The following is a 17,604-nucleotide window of genomic DNA, read 5'->3' on the forward strand; positions in this document are numbered from 1 at the left end:
GGCGCCAATGACCACCCTGACTACTCGGCTAAATTGTACTGTGTGCCACTAGCCGCGAGGCGCATCAATTGCGACCTTGCCGCTCTCCAGCACGTGGACGCGGCCGTCGGCGAGCATCTGAACAACCTCGGGATACAGCACGTGCTCAATCGCGTGGATATGCTCCTCGAGCGTGTCGACGTCCCAGCCCTCCTCGACAGCCAGCGCGCGCTGGGCGATGATGGGGCCGTTGTCGTAGATCTCGTTGGCAAAGTGCACGGTCACGCCGGTCACCTTGACGCCGCGAGCAAACGCATCGTCAATCGCATGGGCACCGGTAAAGCTCGGCAGCAGCGCCGGATGTAGGTTGACCACGCGATTGGGAAACGCCGCCAGCAGCGGCGTGTGCACCATGCGCATGTAACCGGCCATCACCACGTACTCGCAGCCGCGTTCGAGCAGCTCATGCGCGATAATCTCGTCAGCCGCGATGGGGTCGGCATAGACATCCTTGGACAGCGTGAGCGTCTGGATGCCCGCGCGCTCAGCGCGCTGCAAACCCTTAGCCGAAGGACGGCTCGACACCACAAGCTCAATCGAAGCGTTGAGCTTGCCGGCGGCGATCAGATCGATCAGCGCCTGCAGGTTGGTACCCGAACCGCTGATGAGCACACCGATCTTGAGCGGCTCGGCCGTATCGGTGCCGGTCGGACGGGTGTAGGGCACAAAGCCCAGGCTCGCGGCAGCAGCCATCTGCTCGTTAGCGCTCATCGGAGTACACGACCTTACCGGAGCCCTCGACGCACTCGCCCACGCGGAACGGCTTCTCGCCCAGCGCGACCAGGGCCTCGGTCACGGCAGCCTCGTCCTCGGGGGCGACGATCAGGCACAGGCCAACGCCCATGTTGAAGGTCTTGCATGCCTCGTTGGGCGCGAGCTCGGCCTGGCGCGACACGTAGGTGATGACGGGCGGAACGTCCCAACCCATCTCGGCGCCGTTGCGGGTGACCACGGCGTCGACGTCGTCGGCGAGCGCGCGGTTGAGGTTCTCGGTAATACCGCCGCCAGTGATATGGGCGATGGCGTGCACCGGAGCGCCACCGCGCAGCAGCTCCAGAATCGGCTTGACATAGATGCGCGTGGGGGCCAACAGGGCGTCTGCCAGCGATGCGCCGCCGAGTTCCTCGAGCGGACGGCTCAGCTCCTCGGCCTTAGCGGCGGCCTCGGGCGTGCCCGGCTTAATACCGTCGACGCCAATGACCTTACGCACGAGCGAGTAGCCGTTGGAGTGCACGCCGGTGGAAGGCAGGCCCAGGATCACGTCGCCGGGACGGACATTCGCGGGGTCGAGCATCTTGGGACGGTCGACGACGCCCACGGTAAATCCGGCAAGGTCGTAGTCGGCAGGAGCCATGACGCCGGGGTGCTCGGCCATCTCGCCGCCCACGAGCGCGCAGCCCGCGAGCTTGCAGCCGTCGGCCACACCCTTGATGATCTTTGCCATGTGCTCGGCCTCGATGTGGCCGATGGCAACGTAGTCCAGGAAGAACAGCGGCTCGGCACCCGAAGCCAGAATGTCGTTGACGCACATAGCAACCAGGTCCTGGCCCACCGTCTCGTGACGGTCCATGATCTGGGCGAGCACGAGCTTGGTGCCCACGCCGTCGGTACCGCTAATCAGAATCGGGTCTTCCATATCCTTAAGCGCGGCAGCCGAGAACAGGCCACCAAAGCCACCGATGCCGCCGATGACCTCGGGACGGTTGGTGTCCTTAACCATCTGCTTAATAGCGTCAACGGCGCGGCCGCCCTCGGCGGTATCGACGCCGGCATCCTCATACGTCACATGCTTGCTGTCGCTCATCTGAGCCTTCCTCTCCCACTACCGTGGCGCCGCCCGGGCGCCAAACGGTGCTCATAGTTGCGTTCATTTCGGCGCGCGCCATAACAACGCGCGCCGTCATATCAACAAAACAGCAGGTAAAACCTACCAAAATAAACCTGTCCCTTTTTGGCAGGTTTTAGGCCTCGCCGTGTTCCTCTTCCCAGCTGCGATCGTCGTATTTCTCGACCACGGCGTCGTCATCAAAGTGCAGCGGCTTGTCCAGGTTGCGGGGCTTAAAGCCCTCCATGAACTTGTCGCGGCCAAAGCTCTCGGGAATCGCCACGGGGTAGCGGCCGGTAAAGCACGCATCGCAGTAACCGCCCTTGGGCATGACCTTAAGCAGGCCCTCGACCGAAAGGAAGGCCAGCGAATCGGCGCCGATATACTCGCAAATCTCGTCGACCGTCTTGTTGGCGCTGATAAGCTGCGACTGCACGTCGGTATCGATACCGTAGAAGCACGGCCAGATGACCTCGGGCGAGTTGATGCGGATATGAATCTCCTTGGCGCCGGCGTTGCGCAGCATCTTGACGAGCTGCACCATGGTGGTGCCGCGCACGATGGAGTCGTCGATGACGACCAGGCGCTTGCCCTCGATGTTGTCACGCAGCGGGTTGAGCTTCATACGCACGCCCATGGCACGCAGCTCCTGCGTAGGCTCGATAAACGTACGGCCCACATAGCGGTTCTTGATGAGGCCCTCGCCAAAGGGAATGCCACTCTCGTGCGAATAGCCCTCCGCGGGCGGCAGGCCGGAGTCGGGCACGCCGATGACCAGGTCGGCCTCGACGGGCTCCTCATGTGCCAGCTGACGACCCATGTCATAACGGCAGGCGTAGACGCTCTTGCCGTTCATGATGGAATCGGGGCGAGCAAAGTAGACCTGCTCAAAAATGCAGTTAGCAGGCTCTTCGGCGGCAGGCACGCCCTGCTCGGACACAAGGCCCTCGGCGCTGATGCGCAAAATCTCACCGGGACGGACGTCGCGGACGTACTCGGCGCCCACGATATCGAGCGCGCAGGTCTCGGAGGCAACGACCCAGCCGCCGGCGCGCGTGACATGGGTGGTGGCGTCGACCGTCGCGGCGCCGTCCTGCGACGGCAGCTGCGAAACGGATGCGGCATCGGCCTGGTCCAGACCCTCGTCCACCAGCTTGCCCAGCACGAGCGGGCGAATGCCGTGCGGATCGCGGAATGCGTAGAGCGCCTGCTCGTTGATGAGCGTCATGGCGTAGCCGCCGCGCACGAGCTCCATGGTCTTGCGAATGCCCTCGCGCAGATGGCCAGTACGCTGAGTAAAGTAGCCGATGAGTTTGGTCGCGACCTCGGAATCCGAGTTGGAGAGGAACGGTACGCCCAGCTCGATCAGCTGGCGACGCAGCTCGTCGGTGTTGACGAGGGTGCCGTTGTGCGCGAGCGCGATAATGACGCTATTGATGGTAGAGAGGTGCGGCTGAGAGGCTTCCCAGCTCTTGGCGCCGGCGGTGCCGTAGCGCACATGACCCACGGCCAGCTGACCGGAGAGCGTCGACAAGTCGGCATTGGAGAACACGCGGTCGAGCAGGCCCAGATCCTTGCGGACCATAACCGTACCGCCGTCACCAACGGCGATTCCCGCCGATTCTTGGCCGCGATGCTGCAGTGCACGCAGGCCAAAGTACGTCAGTCGAGCCACGTCGCGATCGGGCGCCCAGACACCAAAAACGCCGCATTCCTCATGCAGCTGGTCAGAGTCCGGATCATACGTCGACATGGCGTTCACCTGTCCCGCGGCACGCTCGGCCGCGCGGATGGTTTCTTGAGACATGGCATCCCCTCAGAGCCTCGTATTTTGGCGTTACCCGCCTTATTATACGCACGGCGCGACGCGCTCCCCCGCGCATGAGCAGCGCTTTTTAAAAGCCCACCGAGCTTATTATCCGTTTTGCGACCAAACATTTTATTGGGTAGTCCACTCTCAGGGGCAACGGCCTCGAAGACTTCCCGTGCGCCGTGTCTCGCCCGCGCTAGGGGCTACATTGTTGCAATTGGGACGTTCGTCCTGTCTTTTAGCTGGTCGTCGGCGTATCCTTGTAGGCTACTACAAGACGAGAAAGGTAGCGTATGGATCGAAATCAACTCGACCCCAGTGTCCCCAGCACCACGGAGGCCAAGAAGATCCCCCTTATCATCAAGGTCTACGCAGTCCTGTGCACCCTATCTGGCGTGGGCACGCTCCCGTCAGTCGCCGTTTTTATGTGGCAGGTCATCACCGCACTCATTAACGGCAACGTCGCCGCTAAGCTCGGTGATAACACCCTAGTCGCGGTTGGCCTTATCGTCGCCGGCATTATGCTCTCGGCGGCAAGCGCGATCATCTTGATCGTCTTTGGCCTGGACCTCATCAAGGACCAGCGGCGCAATGCCGCCCGCCTGTCTTACGTCCTCATCGCATTTACCGTCGTGGAGCTTTTAGTTGACGTGATGCTCCAGGGCATCGGACCCTTCCTGCTGCGCCCCGCCGTCCAGCTTGTCATCCTCATTGCGCTGTCGGCCACCGTCGACCCCACGCTACGCCAGGAGCGCGAACTGCAGCGCCGTCTGCAAGAGATGCTCGACCGCGATGCCGCCGCCGAGGGGATGCTCGGCCGCGACGAAACCGGCGAGGGCTACATCAAGCTCAACTACTTCAACCTGTTCTGGGTATTCTTCGTCTGCAGCGTGTTAGGTCTCATTCTCGAGGAAGTCTGGCATATGGTCGTCGTCGATCCCGGCGTCTATCAGGACCGTGCCGGTATGCTATTTGGCCCCTTTAGCCCCATCTACGGATTTGGCGCGGTGCTCATGACCATGGCGCTCAACCGCTTCTATAAAAAGAATCCTCTGATCATTTTCCTGGTAAGTGCCCTGATCGGCGGCGCTTTCGAGGTGTTTGTAGGCTGGTTTATGCAGACCTCATTTGGCGTGGTGTCGTGGAGCTATTCACACATTAGGCTATTCGGCATGCCCGATCCCATCGCGGTATTGACCGGGGGACGCACATGCACGCCGTTTGCCTGCATGTGGGGCCTGGGTGGCCTCATCTGGATCAAGGTCTTGCTGCCGCGCCTGCTTAAGCTCATCAATATGATTCCATGGAAACGCCGCTACTCTGCTACCGTCATCCTGACCGCCGTCATGTTGATCGACGGCGTCATGACGTTGCAATCGCTCGACTATTGGTATCAGCGCGTCAACGGAACCGTTCGAAATATTCCCGTCGCACAGTTCTATGACAAGCATTTCGATAACGAATATATGGAGAACCGTTTTCAGAGTATGACCATGAGCCCCAAGGACGCCACACGCGTGTAGCAAACGCCAGAGCAAAATAGCTCCAACACATCAAAGCCCGCTGGCAGATCTACATGAACTGCCGGCGGGCTTTCGCTATAGACAGACTCGGATTGCCGACGAGGCCTTACGCCTCGCGCTCGACCTCACTCACGCATTCGTTCTTGATGGTGCCAACGAGCGCCTGCAGCGCATCGACCACGTGCGGGCGAATGTCCCCGCCGATGAGCACGAGCATGATGTCGTCACCTACGGCAAGCTCGCCGCTTGCCAGCCACACGCGCACATAGCCGATACCCGGCATCGCGCGCGTGGCCTCGATAGCAGCCTGCACCTTGCTGGCGTCGTAGCCAAACACCATGCCGCCCACCTTATGGCCCGGCGCCACGCCATCGGTCTCGACACCGCGCGCCTCGGCCTTGGGCGTCGCGCGCACCACACCGTTATGTGTCAGATACATACCGCACGCAGGTGCCGACGAATCGGCCTTGGCCTCGCGCAGCCAAGCATCAACCGAAGGCATCGTTTTGCCATTCTCGAGCATCATTTCCCCTTTCACCGTCATTGAGTAGCCCATCATCTATTCCTCGACCGGAGTGAGCACCATGACGGCACGCGTGTTGCTCAGCGATAACGAACGACAGGTCACAAGCGTTACGACCTTGGTTGCCGAAGCAGCGCGGTCGCCTGCATCACTCGCCACTGCCGAAGCACCGTCGAGCATCTCGGACAGGTAGTTCTTGAGCCCGTCATCGCCCTCAAAATTGGGCGTGCGCGCCTTGGCATACGTGTCCTCAACGACCTTGGTCGCCAGTGGTCGCAGCTTATACGTAGCATCCCGTGTGATGTAGTACACATATTCAATGCTATCGAACGTTGCCTGGTCAGTCGTATCCGAAATCACGTTGAACATCGACCCATCGTTCATATGGTGTCCGTAGATCGTGGTCTGCTGGTCAACCATTCCCGGCGCGGTGTCATCGCTATCCAGGAAAATGGCCCCAGATGCATTGGCTGTACCGTCGAACAGCGTGTTGAGGTATTTGGAGTTGTTGTTGGTCTGCACCACGGGATAGTTGATGTTGGTTCCCGGCACATAAATCCAACCCACAATCTCGGGGTTTGTCTGAGCAAGCGCATCGAAGTCGATAATCGGCACACCGCTGGCGTCCTTATCGCTTATATATTGCTTTTCGATCTTTTGGTACGACTCGCTCGCCTGCTTGTAACCAATCTGCGCATTGATAAAGATGGCAGCGGCGGCAACGATTAGGCCGATGCCAATAATGATGAGCAAGATGGGGATAACGGAGCGGCGCTTTTTGCGCGGCGGCTCGGTATAGCTCGACGGAGCAGCGCCCGACTGTTTCGTAGAACGCGATTCTTTCTTGGCCGTATCATACGACGAAGGGCGATATGCAGCCGGCGTATCCTGGCGATGATGGGACATCGGCGTTACGGGACGCGGTGCGCGCGGCTGCTGAGGAGAGGATGTCCGACCCTGCTGTGCCGCATGGGCAGCACCCGGCTTCGACGGATCGGGAATCTGAGAAGCCTTGAATCGTTTTCCCTGATAGTCGGACATGGCTCTCCTTATACTGCGGTGAAACGGCGGAACGCCTAGGCGTCGGCCATCTCCTGCTTCATCTTCTCGATAACCTTGCGGTACTCGGGGTCGCAAGCGCCCAGAATCTGCGTGGCGTAGATGGCGGCGTTCTTGGCGCCGTTGATGGCAACGCAGGCCACGGGCACGCCCGAAGGCATCTGCACCATCGACAGCAGCGAATCCATGCCACCCAGGTCACTCGTCTTCATAGGCACGCCGATGACCGGCAGCGGCGTAAAGGCAGCCACGACACCGCCCAGGTGAGCAGCCTTGCCGGCGGCGGCGATAATCACTTTGATACCGCGATCGGCGGCAGTCGAGGCCCACTCGTGGACCTTCGCCGGCGTGCGGTGTGCGCTCGCAATGACGAGCTCATAGGGCACACCAAGCGCCTCGAGCTCGGCGGTGCAGCCTTCCATAACGCCCAGATCGGACTTGGAACCCATGATGATCCCGACGACCGGCTTTTGATCTGCCATAAACAAAGACCTCCTGTTGAGAGCGGCGACGCGGCGGATCCGCGACCCTTAACTACTGAGAGTAGTATAGCTGCTCCCGTCCCTGCGGTCTGCGGGTGCCCCGCGGCGGTCTGGTGTTTTCATCTTCACTCCGGTTGCTTCGCAAAGTCGTTCAGATGAAAACACCAGACCGCCGCGGGGCACCCTCGACCTACCGGGGGTTGCTATGACGTACGTTGGCTGAATTATTAGTGTGGGCCCTGCCGTTCGTTCGAACGGCAGGGCCCACACTAATAATTCAGCCCTAGTCATCGCGCAAAGCCCCTTTGGCAGCACACGGTGCAGCTAAGTCACCGCAGGCCGGGGCGGGAGGGGCCGAGTTTCCTCCTGAGCGACTCTGCTTGCAGCCGGAGCGAAAGGGGGAAATCTCGGCCCCTCCCGCCCCGGCCGGACAGGTCACACTACACCGTGTACTGCGGCAGGTCCTGCAGGGCGATGACGTCCATGCCCATGTCGTTGGCGCTGCCGTGACCCTGCTGGTCCTCACGCACGGCCTCGATAGCGCTCACGTACGTGTTGGCCGCGGACATCGCGGTCACGCAGGTCACGCCGCGACGCACCGCCTCGGTGCGCAGAAGGTAGCCGTCGCCACGAGAACCCGGGCCATACGGCGTATTGATGATTACCGCAATCTTGCCATCGGCGATGAGGTCACCAATGTTGGGACGCTCGCCGTCGTGCGGGCCGCTAATCTTTTCCACGACCTCGCACGTCACGTTGCCTCCACGCAGCACGCGCGCCGTGCCCTCGGTGGAGCAGATATCAAAGCCCAGGTAGCGCAGGATACGGGCGACCGAAAGGATATGACGCTTGTCACGGTCGCACACGCTAATGAACACCTTGCCGGCGCTCGGGTCGGGCAGCTTGTAGTCAATCGCCAGTTGCGTCTTGGCGTATGCCTCGGGATAGCTCTTGGCGATACCCATGACCTCGCCCGTCGACTTCATCTCGGGCCCCAGGATAACGTCGGCGCCCGGGAAACGGCCCCAGGGCATAACGGCTTCCTTCATGCAGAACCAGTCCAGCTGACGCTCGTCGCTCGGCAGGCCCAGGCTTGCGATGGAATCGCCCGCCATGATACGCGCCGCGCACTTGGCCAGCGGCACGCCGGTGGCCTTGGAGATAAACGGCACGGTGCGGCTGGCACGCGGGTTGGCCTCGATCACGTAAACGGTCTCGCCCTTGATGGCGTACTGCACGTTGACCAGGCCGCGCACGCCCAGCGCCATCGCGATGCGGCGCGTGGTCTCGCGGAGCTTCGCCTGCAGGCTCTCGCTAAAGCTGAACGGCGGAATGCAGGTCGCGGAGTCGCCGGAGTGAATACCAGCTTCCTCGATATGCTCCAGGATGCCGCCGATGTACACCTCTTCGCCATCGCACAGGGCGTCGACATCGGACTCGATTGCGCCCTCCAGGAAGCGGTCCAGATATACCGGGTAGTCGGGGCTGATGCGCGCAGCCTCTGCCATGTAATCGCGCAGATGCTCGGCATCGTAGGCGATCATCATGCCGCGGCCGCCCAGCACGTAGCTCGGACGCACCAGCAGCGGGTAGCCGATATGCGCGGCCACGGCCTCGGCCTCCTCAAACGAGGTGGCCTGGCCCGCCGGCGGGTACATGATGCCCAGCTTGTCGAGCAGAGCGGCGAAACGCTCGCGGTCCTCGGCAAAATCGATGGCGTCGGGCTTGGTACCCATAATGTTCACGCCGCTCTCCTCGAGCATGCGCGCCAGCTTAAGCGGGGTCTGGCCGCCGAGCGTCACCACGACGCCGTCGGGACGCTCAACGTCAATGACGTCCATGACGTCCTCGTAGGTGAGCGGCTCAAAGTACAGGCGGTCGGACGTGTCGTAGTCGGTCGAAACGGTCTCGGGATTGCAGTTGACCATGATGGTCTCGAAGCCGCGGGCCGCCAATGCGTAGCTCGCGTGCACGCAGCAGTAATCGAACTCGATACCCTGGCCAATGCGGTTGGGGCCGGCGCCCAGGATCATCGCCTTGGGCTTATCTGCCGGCGTGGTCTCATCGGGGGCCACGCACTTTTTGGCGACCGGGCTCGTGCGGTAGATGTTCTCGTAGGTCTTGTAGTGGTACTCCGTGGCACTCGAGAACTCCGCAGCGCAGGTATCGACCGTCTTCATGCTCGGAACCACGCCCAGACCCTTGCGATAGGCGCGCACAAAGCGCTCGTCCGAGCCGGTCAGCGCGGCAATCTCGGCGTCGCTCGTGCCGTACTGCTTGAGCAGGCGCATCGCGTCGGCGTCGATATCCTCCACACGCAGGCCGCGGATGCTCTCCTGGACCTGCACCATGTCGTTGATACGGTTGAGGTACCACGGATCGATACCGCAGATGGCATGGATGTGGGCGATGTCCCAGCCACGGCGCAGGGCCTCGACCACAAAGAAGATGCGGTGCTCGGTCGGGGTTGCCACGGCCTGAGCGAGCTCATCGTCGCTCAGCTTGTCGGCACCCTCCTTGCCACCGGCGCAGATGCCCTGGTGACCGTCCTCCAGTGAGCGCATGGCCTTGCCGAAGGCCTCCTCAAAGGTGCGGCCGATCGCCATAATCTCGCCCACGGCCTTCATGCGCGTGGTGAGCGTGGGGTCGGTACCCTTAAACTTCTCGAAGGCAAAGCGCGGCACCTTGACGACGCAGTAGTCGATTGTGGGCTCAAAGCAGGCGGGCGTTGCCTTGGTGATATCGTTGACGATCTCGTCGAGCGTATAGCCCACGGCCAGGCGCGCGGCGGCCTTGGCGATGGGGAAACCCGTGGCCTTGGAGGCCAGTGCGGACGAACGGCTCACGCGCGGGTTCATCTCGATGACGATCAGGCGGCCGGTCTGGGGGTTCACGGCAAACTGCACGTTGGAGCCGCCGGTCTCGACGCCGATCTTCTCCAGAATGGCGAGCGACGCGACACGCATGCGCTGATACTCAAGGTCGGAGAGGGTCTGCGCTGGCGCCACGGTGATGGAGTCGCCGGTGTGCACGCCCATGGGGTCGAGGTTCTCGATGGAGCACACGATGATGCCGTTGCCGGCGTGGTCGCGCATGACCTCCATCTCATACTCTTTCCAACCCTCGATGGACTCCTCGACCAGCACCTCATGGGCAGGCGAGAGCTCAAGGCCCTGGCTCACGATGGAGACGAGCTCCTCGTGGGTATGCGCGATGCCGCCGCCGGCGCCACCGAGGGTAAAGCTCGGGCGCAGTACGCAGGGATATCCCACGCGCTCGGCGATAGCCTCGGCGTCGGCCACGCTGTAGGCATAGCCCGAGCGCGCGACCTCCAGGCCGATCTCGGCCATGGCCTCGTTAAAGAGTTTGCGGTCCTCGCCGCGCTCGATAGCGGCCAGGTCGCAGCCGATCATCTCGACGCCGTACTTGTCGAGCGTGCCGTCCTTTGCCAGCTCGACGGCGGCGTTCAGACCGGTCTGGCCGCCCAGCGTGGGCAGCAGCGCGTCCGGGCGCTCTTTCTTGATCACGCGCTCAATAAACTCGGCGGTGATAGGCTCAACATAGGTGCGGTCGGCCAAGCCCGGGTCGGTCATGATGGTCGCCGGATTGGAGTTGACCAGGATGACCTCAAAGCCATCCTCCTTGAGCACCTTGCAGGCCTGGGCGCCGGAGTAGTCGAACTCGCAGGCCTGGCCAATAACGATGGGGCCCGAACCAATAACGAGGATGCGCTTGATGTCAGTACGTTTAGGCATGTTAGTTCTCCTCGGTCGCAGCGTTCTCGGACTCGGCGAAATTCCAGCCGGCGAGGCGGTCCTTCGCGGTGTCGATGTCCAGGTAGTTCTCCTCGCCGTCCATGAGTCGCGTAAAGGCGGTAAAGAGATAGTGGGCATCGGTGGGGCCGGGCGAAGCCTCGGGGTGGTACTGGACCGAGAAACACGGGGCGTCGAGCAGCTGGATGCCCTCGGCGGTGCCGTCGTTGAGGTTCACATGTGTCAGGCGAATGCGACCAAAGCGCTCGTTCATCACGACCGGCGCGACGCCGCGACGCACCCAGGCGCGCAGGTCGCCATCGGCCGCATGCTCGGTTTCGCCGCCGGAAAGCTCCGGAATCAGTTTGCCCAGACTGGGGAACAGCAGGCCAAAGCCGTGGTTTTGCGCGGTGATCTCCACGCGACGGCTCACCAGATTCATAACCGGCTGGTTACCGCCACGGTGACCGAATTTAAGCTTTTCCATTTGGGCGCCGCAGGCCAAGCTGATCATCTGGTGACCCAGGCAAATACCAAAGACCGGCACCTTGCCGATCAGCTGCTGCACCTGCTCGTAGGTCTCCACCACGGCATCGGGGTCGCCGGGGCCGTTGGACAAAAAGACGCCATCAGGATTCATGTCGAGCACCTCACTCGCGGGCGTATCCCACGGCACGACGGTGAGGTCGCAGCCGGCACGGACCAGGCCCTCCAGAATACCGCGCTTCACACCGCAGTCGTAGGCGACCACTTTGTGACGGGCAGGAGCGGCAGCCGCAAGCGCAAAGCCATGCGTGGCAGGCAGGTCGGCGGCCACAAACTCGTGAGGCGCGGGACAGCTCACGGTCTTGACCAGGTTCTCGCCCACCAGCGTGGGCGCTGCGTCCAGACGCTCGGCGAGCTCGTCGACTTCGAAGATCTCTGTCGAGATAATGCCCATCTTGGAACCATTGTCGCGCAGATGGCGCACCAGAGCGCGGGTGTCGACACCCTCGATAGCGACGATGCCGTGAGCGCGCAGGTACTCCGGCACGCTGACGGCCGAGCGCCAGTTAGAAGGCGTGGCGCACATGTCGCGAACGATCATGCCGCGCATAGCCGGAGCGCTCGCAGGGCGCACGGCGTCGCCGGGGAAGACCGACTGGACATCGGTCTCGTCGATACCGTAATTGCCGATCTGCGGATAGGTCATGGTTACAATTTGGCCGGCATAACTCGGGTCGGTCATGACCTCAAAGTAGCCCTCAAGCGAGGTGTTGAAGCAGACTTCGCCGGTCGCGGTGCCCTCGGCGCCGCATGCACGTCCATAAAAAATGGTCCCATCCTCAAGATACAGGATACAGGGACCGCAGGTGCCCTTGCTGGTTTTGGCCAGCATACGCTGGCAAAGCTCGCTGGGCGCGAAGGTGCGGGCGGCAGCGCCCGCGGTATGGTTGTTCGCCATAATTCTCCTTCCCGGTCTCACAGGACCGGCTTAAAGGTGTGTAGTTAGGCCTCGCGGTATTGTAACCGCAAGCATGCCTCATGGCGTTAATTTCATCGAAATGTTTACGAAATGATAATTATGACTTTCTATGCATAATGATTTTTCTGGGACGGGGATTAAAAATCATCCCGCGGGGCTTGTGGCTCACACGGGATGATGGCGTCTTATTTTTTCTTGTCCTGTTCCAGCAGATCGGACGGTGAACGATCGGGCTTGCCGCCGCGGAAAATCTCGCGGCCATGCAGACGATGCTCCAGGTCACGTTCGGCCTTTTCCTCGTCAATCTTGGTCTGGCTCACCACCGGGTCCTCGATCAGCGACGAAACCGAGTTCACCTGTTTTTGAATGCGCTCGGCAATGGTGTCGTCCATGCTTACGATGCGCATCTTCCAGTCGATACTCGTGGCGTTTGATGAGCTCTTGGTCCACACAAACGTCAAAATGGCGCTCTGATGACCCCGCGCGGGGAACATGCCAAAAAAGGAATCGTGCTGAATGTTGCTATCCTCGTCGATATAGGCGTGAACGTTATACACCACGCGGTCAATCTTGTCGTTGAGCAGGGCGTTGGTCGCAAGCGCCGCGGCCTGGATCTGCCCGTTGGACAGCAGCTCGAGCTCATTGGCAGACGACGTGTCCAACACCGTCACCTCAACCGTGCCCGTGCGCTCATCGGCCTCGTCGACAGAAAAATCAAGCGGGAACTGCGTAAAGCCGTTGCCCCATTCGAGTCCACCCTTGAGCGCGGTCGAGACGGTATCCACCGAAACGCTCTCGGACAGGTTGGCGGTATTCAGACGGCGCATCACGCCGTAGCCGATCTGCATGCCCACGATCAGCACCAGAATACCGATGACCACGGCCATCGCGGTCTTCGTAATGGTATGGCTCACCTGCGAGCCCGAAGGATCGTCCTCGGACAGCGGGTCGATATGTTTTGCCTGGCTCGCGCGGTCCTCGCTGCGCAGCTGCGCTAGCGTCGCTTTATCACCGCGCTTGGCCGCAGCCTCCTTCTCACGCATGCGCTCGGTTCGCTTTTTGGCAAGCGTGGGATCCAAGACACCGGATGCATCGATTTCGGAGAATAACTCCGTCACTTCTTCCGGAGTCAAAGGGTTCTTGTCAGCCATAAACTTCCTGTCGTATCAATCAGTCGAGCTCGTGCGCACGCGCACCTTCGAACTGCATTCGATAGTAACGGGCATAGGTGCCGCCACGGGCGAGAAGCTCCTCGTGCGTGCCACGCTCCACAACGCGACCATGCTCAACGGTCGCAATCTCATCGGCATGCTTAATGGTCGAAAGACGATGGGCGATGATAATCGTGGTGCGGCCGCGTGCCAGCTCTTCGAGTGACTCCTGCACCGCCTCCTCGCTCTCGTTATCCAAAGCACTCGTCGCCTCGTCCAAAATCAGGATCTTGGGGTTCTTGAGAAACACACGCGCAATGGCAACGCGCTGCTTTTGGCCGCCCGAAAGACGGCTGCCGCGCTCGCCCACGACCGTGTCATAGCCCTGTGGAAGCGACTCGATAAAGGCATCGATGTTGGCGCGACGGGCGGCCTCGGCGATCTCTTCTGCCGTAGCGCCCGGCTTGCCGTAGGCGATGTTCTCGCCGATTGTTCCGTCAAACAGGTAGACATCCTGCTGCACCAGGCCGATGGCGCGGCGCAGGCTCTGCTGCGTCACATCGCGCACGTCCTGGCCGTCGATGCTAATGGATCCGGCAGCCACGTCATAAAAGCGCGGCAGCAGCGAACAGGTCGTGGACTTGCCACCGCCCGAAGGGCCAACCAAAGCGATGGTCTGCCCGGGCTTGATGGACAGATTCATATGGTCGATAACGGGACGCTCGTCGGCATCACCCTCGCCCAGCTCAACGTCCTCGTAGTTAAAGCACACGTCGTGATAATCCACGGCGCCGGCAGTCACCTGCAGATCCGTGGCGCCCGGCTTGTCCTGGATATCCGGCGCGGTCGAGAGCACCTCGTCCATACGCTTAAAGCCGGCGATAGCCTTCTGATACGTTTCGGCCGAATTGACGAGTGTCTCGAGCGGCGTGCAGAACAGCGAAATATAGAGTGCAAAGGTCGCCATATCGACCGCCTGCAGCTGTCCCTGGGCGACCAGCCAGCCGCCCAGCAGTACCACGATCACATAGAGCACACCCGAGAGCAGGCCATACGTCGCAGTATAGACGCCCATGGCGTGATACATGTTCTCCTTGGACGAAAGATAGCGATTGTTGGAGGTGCGGAACTTGAAGCGTTCGGTCTCCTCATTGGCAAAGCTCTTGACCACGCGCATACCCGCCAGCGAATCCTGCAGCTGCGCATTGATGCCGCTGATCTTTTTGCGGTTGTCGCTAAAGACCTCGCGCATACGCATGTTCTGCCAAAACATGATGACCGCAAAAGCCGCCGTCACCACGGCCATGGCGAGCGCCAGCACCGGGGCGATGGTAAAGAGGATCGCAAACGAGCCAATAATCTCGATGCCGCAGATGATGATCCACTCGGGCACGTGGTGCGCCGCCTCGCAGATATCGAACAGATCGTTGACCACGCGGCTCATCATGTCGCCCGAACTGTTGCGGTCGAAGTACGCAAAGCTAAAGCGCTCGTACTGGTCAAACAGGTCCTCGCGCATCTTGGACTCCATGCGCGCACCCATCACGTGGCCCCAGTAGCTCACAAAGTAGCGGCAGGCGCAGCGAACGGCATACATCAGCACCAGCCCCACCGCGATCATACCGAGCGCCTGCATAATGGCAGCCTGGCCCTGGGTAAACAGCCCACCGGTCAAATTGCGCAGAATAATAGGAAACGCAAGGTCAATGGCAGCAAGCACCAGAGCGCAAACAGTATCAGCAACAAAAAGCCCCATCTGGGGCTTGTAATACGAAAGAAACCTCTTCAGCATGTGATCCTCAAAGAAATATCAGCAACGTAAGGCCCTGGGACAAAGCAATCAGTAGTACTTGTCCCAGGGCTATCCCCACTCGTTAAAGCTCCGTGCCCCCAAGGCGATGCGCGATGCTATCGCAGGCCAAGGCGCCCACGACGGTCTTGGCGTCTTCGATCTTGCCGTCGAGCACGGCGTCGATCAGCTCGTGCAGCGGCACCAGGTCCACGTTGACAAACTCGTCATCATCGGGGTTGGGCGCATCAAACTCGAGCTTGGTAGCCAAGTAGATGTGGATGATCTCATCGCAAAAACCGCAGGACGTGACAATCGACGTCAAAAAGCGAATGCGACCAGCCCTAAAGCCCGTCTCCTCATGCAGCTCGCGTTTGGCGCAATCGAGCGGGTCCTCGCCTGGATCGAGCTTGCCGGCGGGAATCTCGACCGTCACGCGGTCGATAGCGGTGCGGTACTGACGCACCAGTACGATCTTGCCGCTCTCGGTCAGCGCCACAACGGCCGCCGCACCCGGATGGCGAACGATATCGCGGGCGCTGCGGCGACCGTTGGGCAGCTCAACCTCAAGACGGTGGACGTCGAGGATCTTGCCCTTCCAGGCGCACTCCTCCGAAAGAATCTTCTCGTGCAGCTCGGCATCGTGCGGGTCGTCGTCGCCCAGCACCAGCGCCGGCTCGTCAGCGACCTCGCCGCCAGGCTCGCCCTCGGCGTGCCCATACATGCGGCTGTCCTCTTCAACGATCTGCGCATCCACGAGCTCTTCGTTCTTCTCGTCCATCCGTCTCATTCCTCTCGGATTTTAGGCATCCCAGGCGTCGCGGCCGCGCAGCGCGCGCAGGCCGATGTCGTGGCGCAGGGTCTTGCCTTCAAAATCAATCTTCTCGCAGGCCTCGTAGGCAAGGTTGCGAGCGTTCTCGAACGTGTCACCCAGAGCGGTCACGGCAAGCACGCGGCCACCATTGGTCACGAGCTGGCCGTCCACCACGGCAGTGCCCGCGTGGTACACGGTCACGTTCTCCATGACCTCGGCATCGGCGATACCGGTGATGACCTTGCCCTTCTCGTAGCTGCCGGGATAGCCCGCGCTCGTCAGGACAACTGCCACAGCCCACTCGTCACGCCAGTCGAGCTCAATCTGATCGAGCTCGCAGTTGGCGCAGGCGAGCATGACCTCAACCAGGTCGTTCTTAAGGCGCGGCAGCACGACCTGCGTCTCGGGGTCGCCAAAGCGGGCATTGAACTCCAGCACCTTGGGGCCGGCAGGCGTGAGCATAAAGCCGCCATACAGGCAGCCGCGGTAGTCGATGCCCTCGGCAGCGAGCTCGGCAACGGTCTGCTCCATGACCTTCACCATGGTGGCGTGCTCCTCGTCGGTCACGATGGGCACCGGGCTGTAGACGCCCATGCCGCCGGTGTTGGGGCCCTTGTCGCCCTCGAGGGCGCGCTTGTGGTCCTGCGAGGTGGCCATGGGGCGCACGGTCTTGCCGTCGGTAAAGGCGAGCAGCGAGCACTCGGGACCAACGAGCATCTCCTCGATAACCACGGTGTTGCCGGCATCGCCAAAGGTGCCGCCAAAGCACTCGCGCACGGCCTCCTCGGCCTGCTCAAGTTCGGTCGCCACGATAACGCCCTTGCCCGCGGCAAGGCCGTCGGCCTTCACGACCAGCGGAGCGCCCTGCTCGCGCACGTAGGCGAGAGCCGAAGCCTCGTCGGTAAACGAACCATAGGCTGCCGTCGGAATGCCCGCGCGCTCCATGAGCTGCTTGGAGAACAGCTTGGAACCCTCCATCTGGGCACCCTCGGCACCCGGGCCAAAGCAGGGAATACCCGCCGCGCGCACGGCGTCGGCCACGCCCGCCACGAGCGGAGCCTCGGGGCCAATTACCACGAGTCCGCATCCGTGGCTCTGCGCAAACGCCGCCACGGCCGCAGGATCGCAATCGTCGAGAACAACGTTCTCGCCACAGCTCGCGGTGCCGCCGTTGCCCGGCGCGATGTAGAGCTTGCCGGCGCGCGGTGATGCTGCGAGCTTAGCTGCCAAAGCATGCTCACGGCCGCCGCTGCCCAACAACAGGATGTCGATGGTTTGAGTGTCCGCCTTCAAGGGTGCCTCCTCTATGGATGAATGGCCCGCTCCGCGCGAGCCCTTTGCAAGCAAATATACCCCTCGGCCGCCCGTCCGG

Annotated in this window: 13 protein-coding genes; 1 reads left to right on the plus strand and 12 read right to left on the minus strand. The window is 61.6% G+C overall.

Annotated features, from left to right (window positions below; genetic code table 11):
- Positions 1 to 48: 48 nt before the first annotated feature.
- The 3 genes from purN to AAAX32_RS03795 all read right to left on the minus strand — a co-directional run bounded on the left by purN (position 49) and on the right by AAAX32_RS03795 (position 3,671).
- Complete coding sequence (purN, locus tag AAAX32_RS03785; protein WP_006235804.1) at positions 49 to 750, minus strand: phosphoribosylglycinamide formyltransferase; 702 nt, start codon at positions 748 to 750, stop codon at positions 49 to 51.
- On the minus strand, positions 740 to 1,843 hold the full coding sequence (purM, locus tag AAAX32_RS03790) for a phosphoribosylformylglycinamidine cyclo-ligase (protein WP_117655823.1): 1,104 nt from the start codon (positions 1,841 to 1,843) through the stop codon (positions 740 to 742). The genes purN and purM overlap by 11 nt, the downstream gene beginning before the upstream one ends.
- Positions 1,844 to 2,000: 157 nt before the next feature.
- Positions 2,001 to 3,671 (minus strand): amidophosphoribosyltransferase, encoded by a 1,671-nt coding sequence (locus AAAX32_RS03795; protein WP_148331751.1) that lies wholly within the window; start codon positions 3,669 to 3,671, stop codon positions 2,001 to 2,003.
- Positions 3,672 to 3,967: 296 nt separating this feature from the next.
- Between AAAX32_RS03795 and AAAX32_RS03800 the strand changes: the two genes are divergently transcribed.
- A complete protein-coding gene (locus AAAX32_RS03800) occupies positions 3,968 to 5,197 on the plus strand; it encodes a putative ABC transporter permease (protein ID WP_148331752.1) in 1,230 nt (409 codons plus the stop codon).
- A gap of 106 nt (positions 5,198 to 5,303) precedes the next feature.
- On the opposite strand, the gene AAAX32_RS03805 is transcribed toward AAAX32_RS03800, so the two are convergent.
- The 9 genes from AAAX32_RS03805 to purD form a co-directional block, all read right to left on the minus strand.
- A complete protein-coding gene (locus tag AAAX32_RS03805) occupies positions 5,304 to 5,720 on the minus strand; it encodes a molybdenum cofactor biosynthesis protein MoaE (RefSeq protein WP_230318606.1) in 417 nt (138 codons plus the stop codon).
- 36 nt (positions 5,721 to 5,756) lie between these two features.
- Positions 5,757 to 6,761 carry a class B sortase gene (locus AAAX32_RS03810; RefSeq protein WP_349100044.1) on the minus strand — a complete coding sequence of 335 codons (1,005 nt, stop codon included), beginning with the start codon at positions 6,759 to 6,761 and terminating at the stop codon, positions 5,757 to 5,759.
- Between the two features lie 35 nt (positions 6,762 to 6,796).
- On the minus strand, positions 6,797 to 7,261 hold the full coding sequence (gene purE, locus AAAX32_RS03815) for a 5-(carboxyamino)imidazole ribonucleotide mutase (RefSeq protein ID WP_006235810.1): 465 nt from the start codon (positions 7,259 to 7,261) through the stop codon (positions 6,797 to 6,799).
- Between the two features lie 440 nt (positions 7,262 to 7,701).
- The gene (gene carB, locus AAAX32_RS03820) at positions 7,702 to 11,016 is read right to left on the minus strand and encodes a carbamoyl-phosphate synthase large subunit (protein WP_349100045.1); all 3,315 of its coding nucleotides are present in this window, start codon (positions 11,014 to 11,016) and stop codon (positions 7,702 to 7,704) included.
- Position 11,017: 1 nt separating this feature from the next.
- A complete protein-coding gene (gene carA / locus AAAX32_RS03825) occupies positions 11,018 to 12,457 on the minus strand; it encodes a glutamine-hydrolyzing carbamoyl-phosphate synthase small subunit (RefSeq protein WP_349100046.1) in 1,440 nt (479 codons plus the stop codon).
- 206 nt (positions 12,458 to 12,663) lie between these two features.
- Positions 12,664 to 13,629, minus strand: coding sequence for a hypothetical protein (locus tag AAAX32_RS03830; RefSeq protein ID WP_349100047.1), 966 nt, complete (start codon positions 13,627 to 13,629; stop codon positions 12,664 to 12,666).
- Positions 13,630 to 13,648: 19 nt separating this feature from the next.
- Positions 13,649 to 15,421, minus strand: a complete 1,773-nt coding sequence (locus AAAX32_RS03835; protein ID WP_349100048.1) for an ABC transporter ATP-binding protein — start codon at positions 15,419 to 15,421, stop codon at positions 13,649 to 13,651.
- Positions 15,422 to 15,503: 82 nt separating this feature from the next.
- Positions 15,504 to 16,199, minus strand: coding sequence for an NUDIX hydrolase (locus AAAX32_RS03840; RefSeq protein ID WP_227790603.1), 696 nt, complete (start codon positions 16,197 to 16,199; stop codon positions 15,504 to 15,506).
- 21 nt (positions 16,200 to 16,220) lie between these two features.
- Positions 16,221 to 17,525 (minus strand): phosphoribosylamine--glycine ligase, encoded by a 1,305-nt coding sequence (gene purD / locus AAAX32_RS03845; RefSeq protein ID WP_055251354.1) that lies wholly within the window; start codon positions 17,523 to 17,525, stop codon positions 16,221 to 16,223.
- Positions 17,526 to 17,604: the final 79 nt, after the last annotated feature.

Origin of the sequence: Collinsella sp. CLA-ER-H3, assembly GCF_040092425.1 — a bacterium.
Taxonomy (GTDB): Bacteria; Actinomycetota; Coriobacteriia; order Coriobacteriales; family Coriobacteriaceae; genus Collinsella.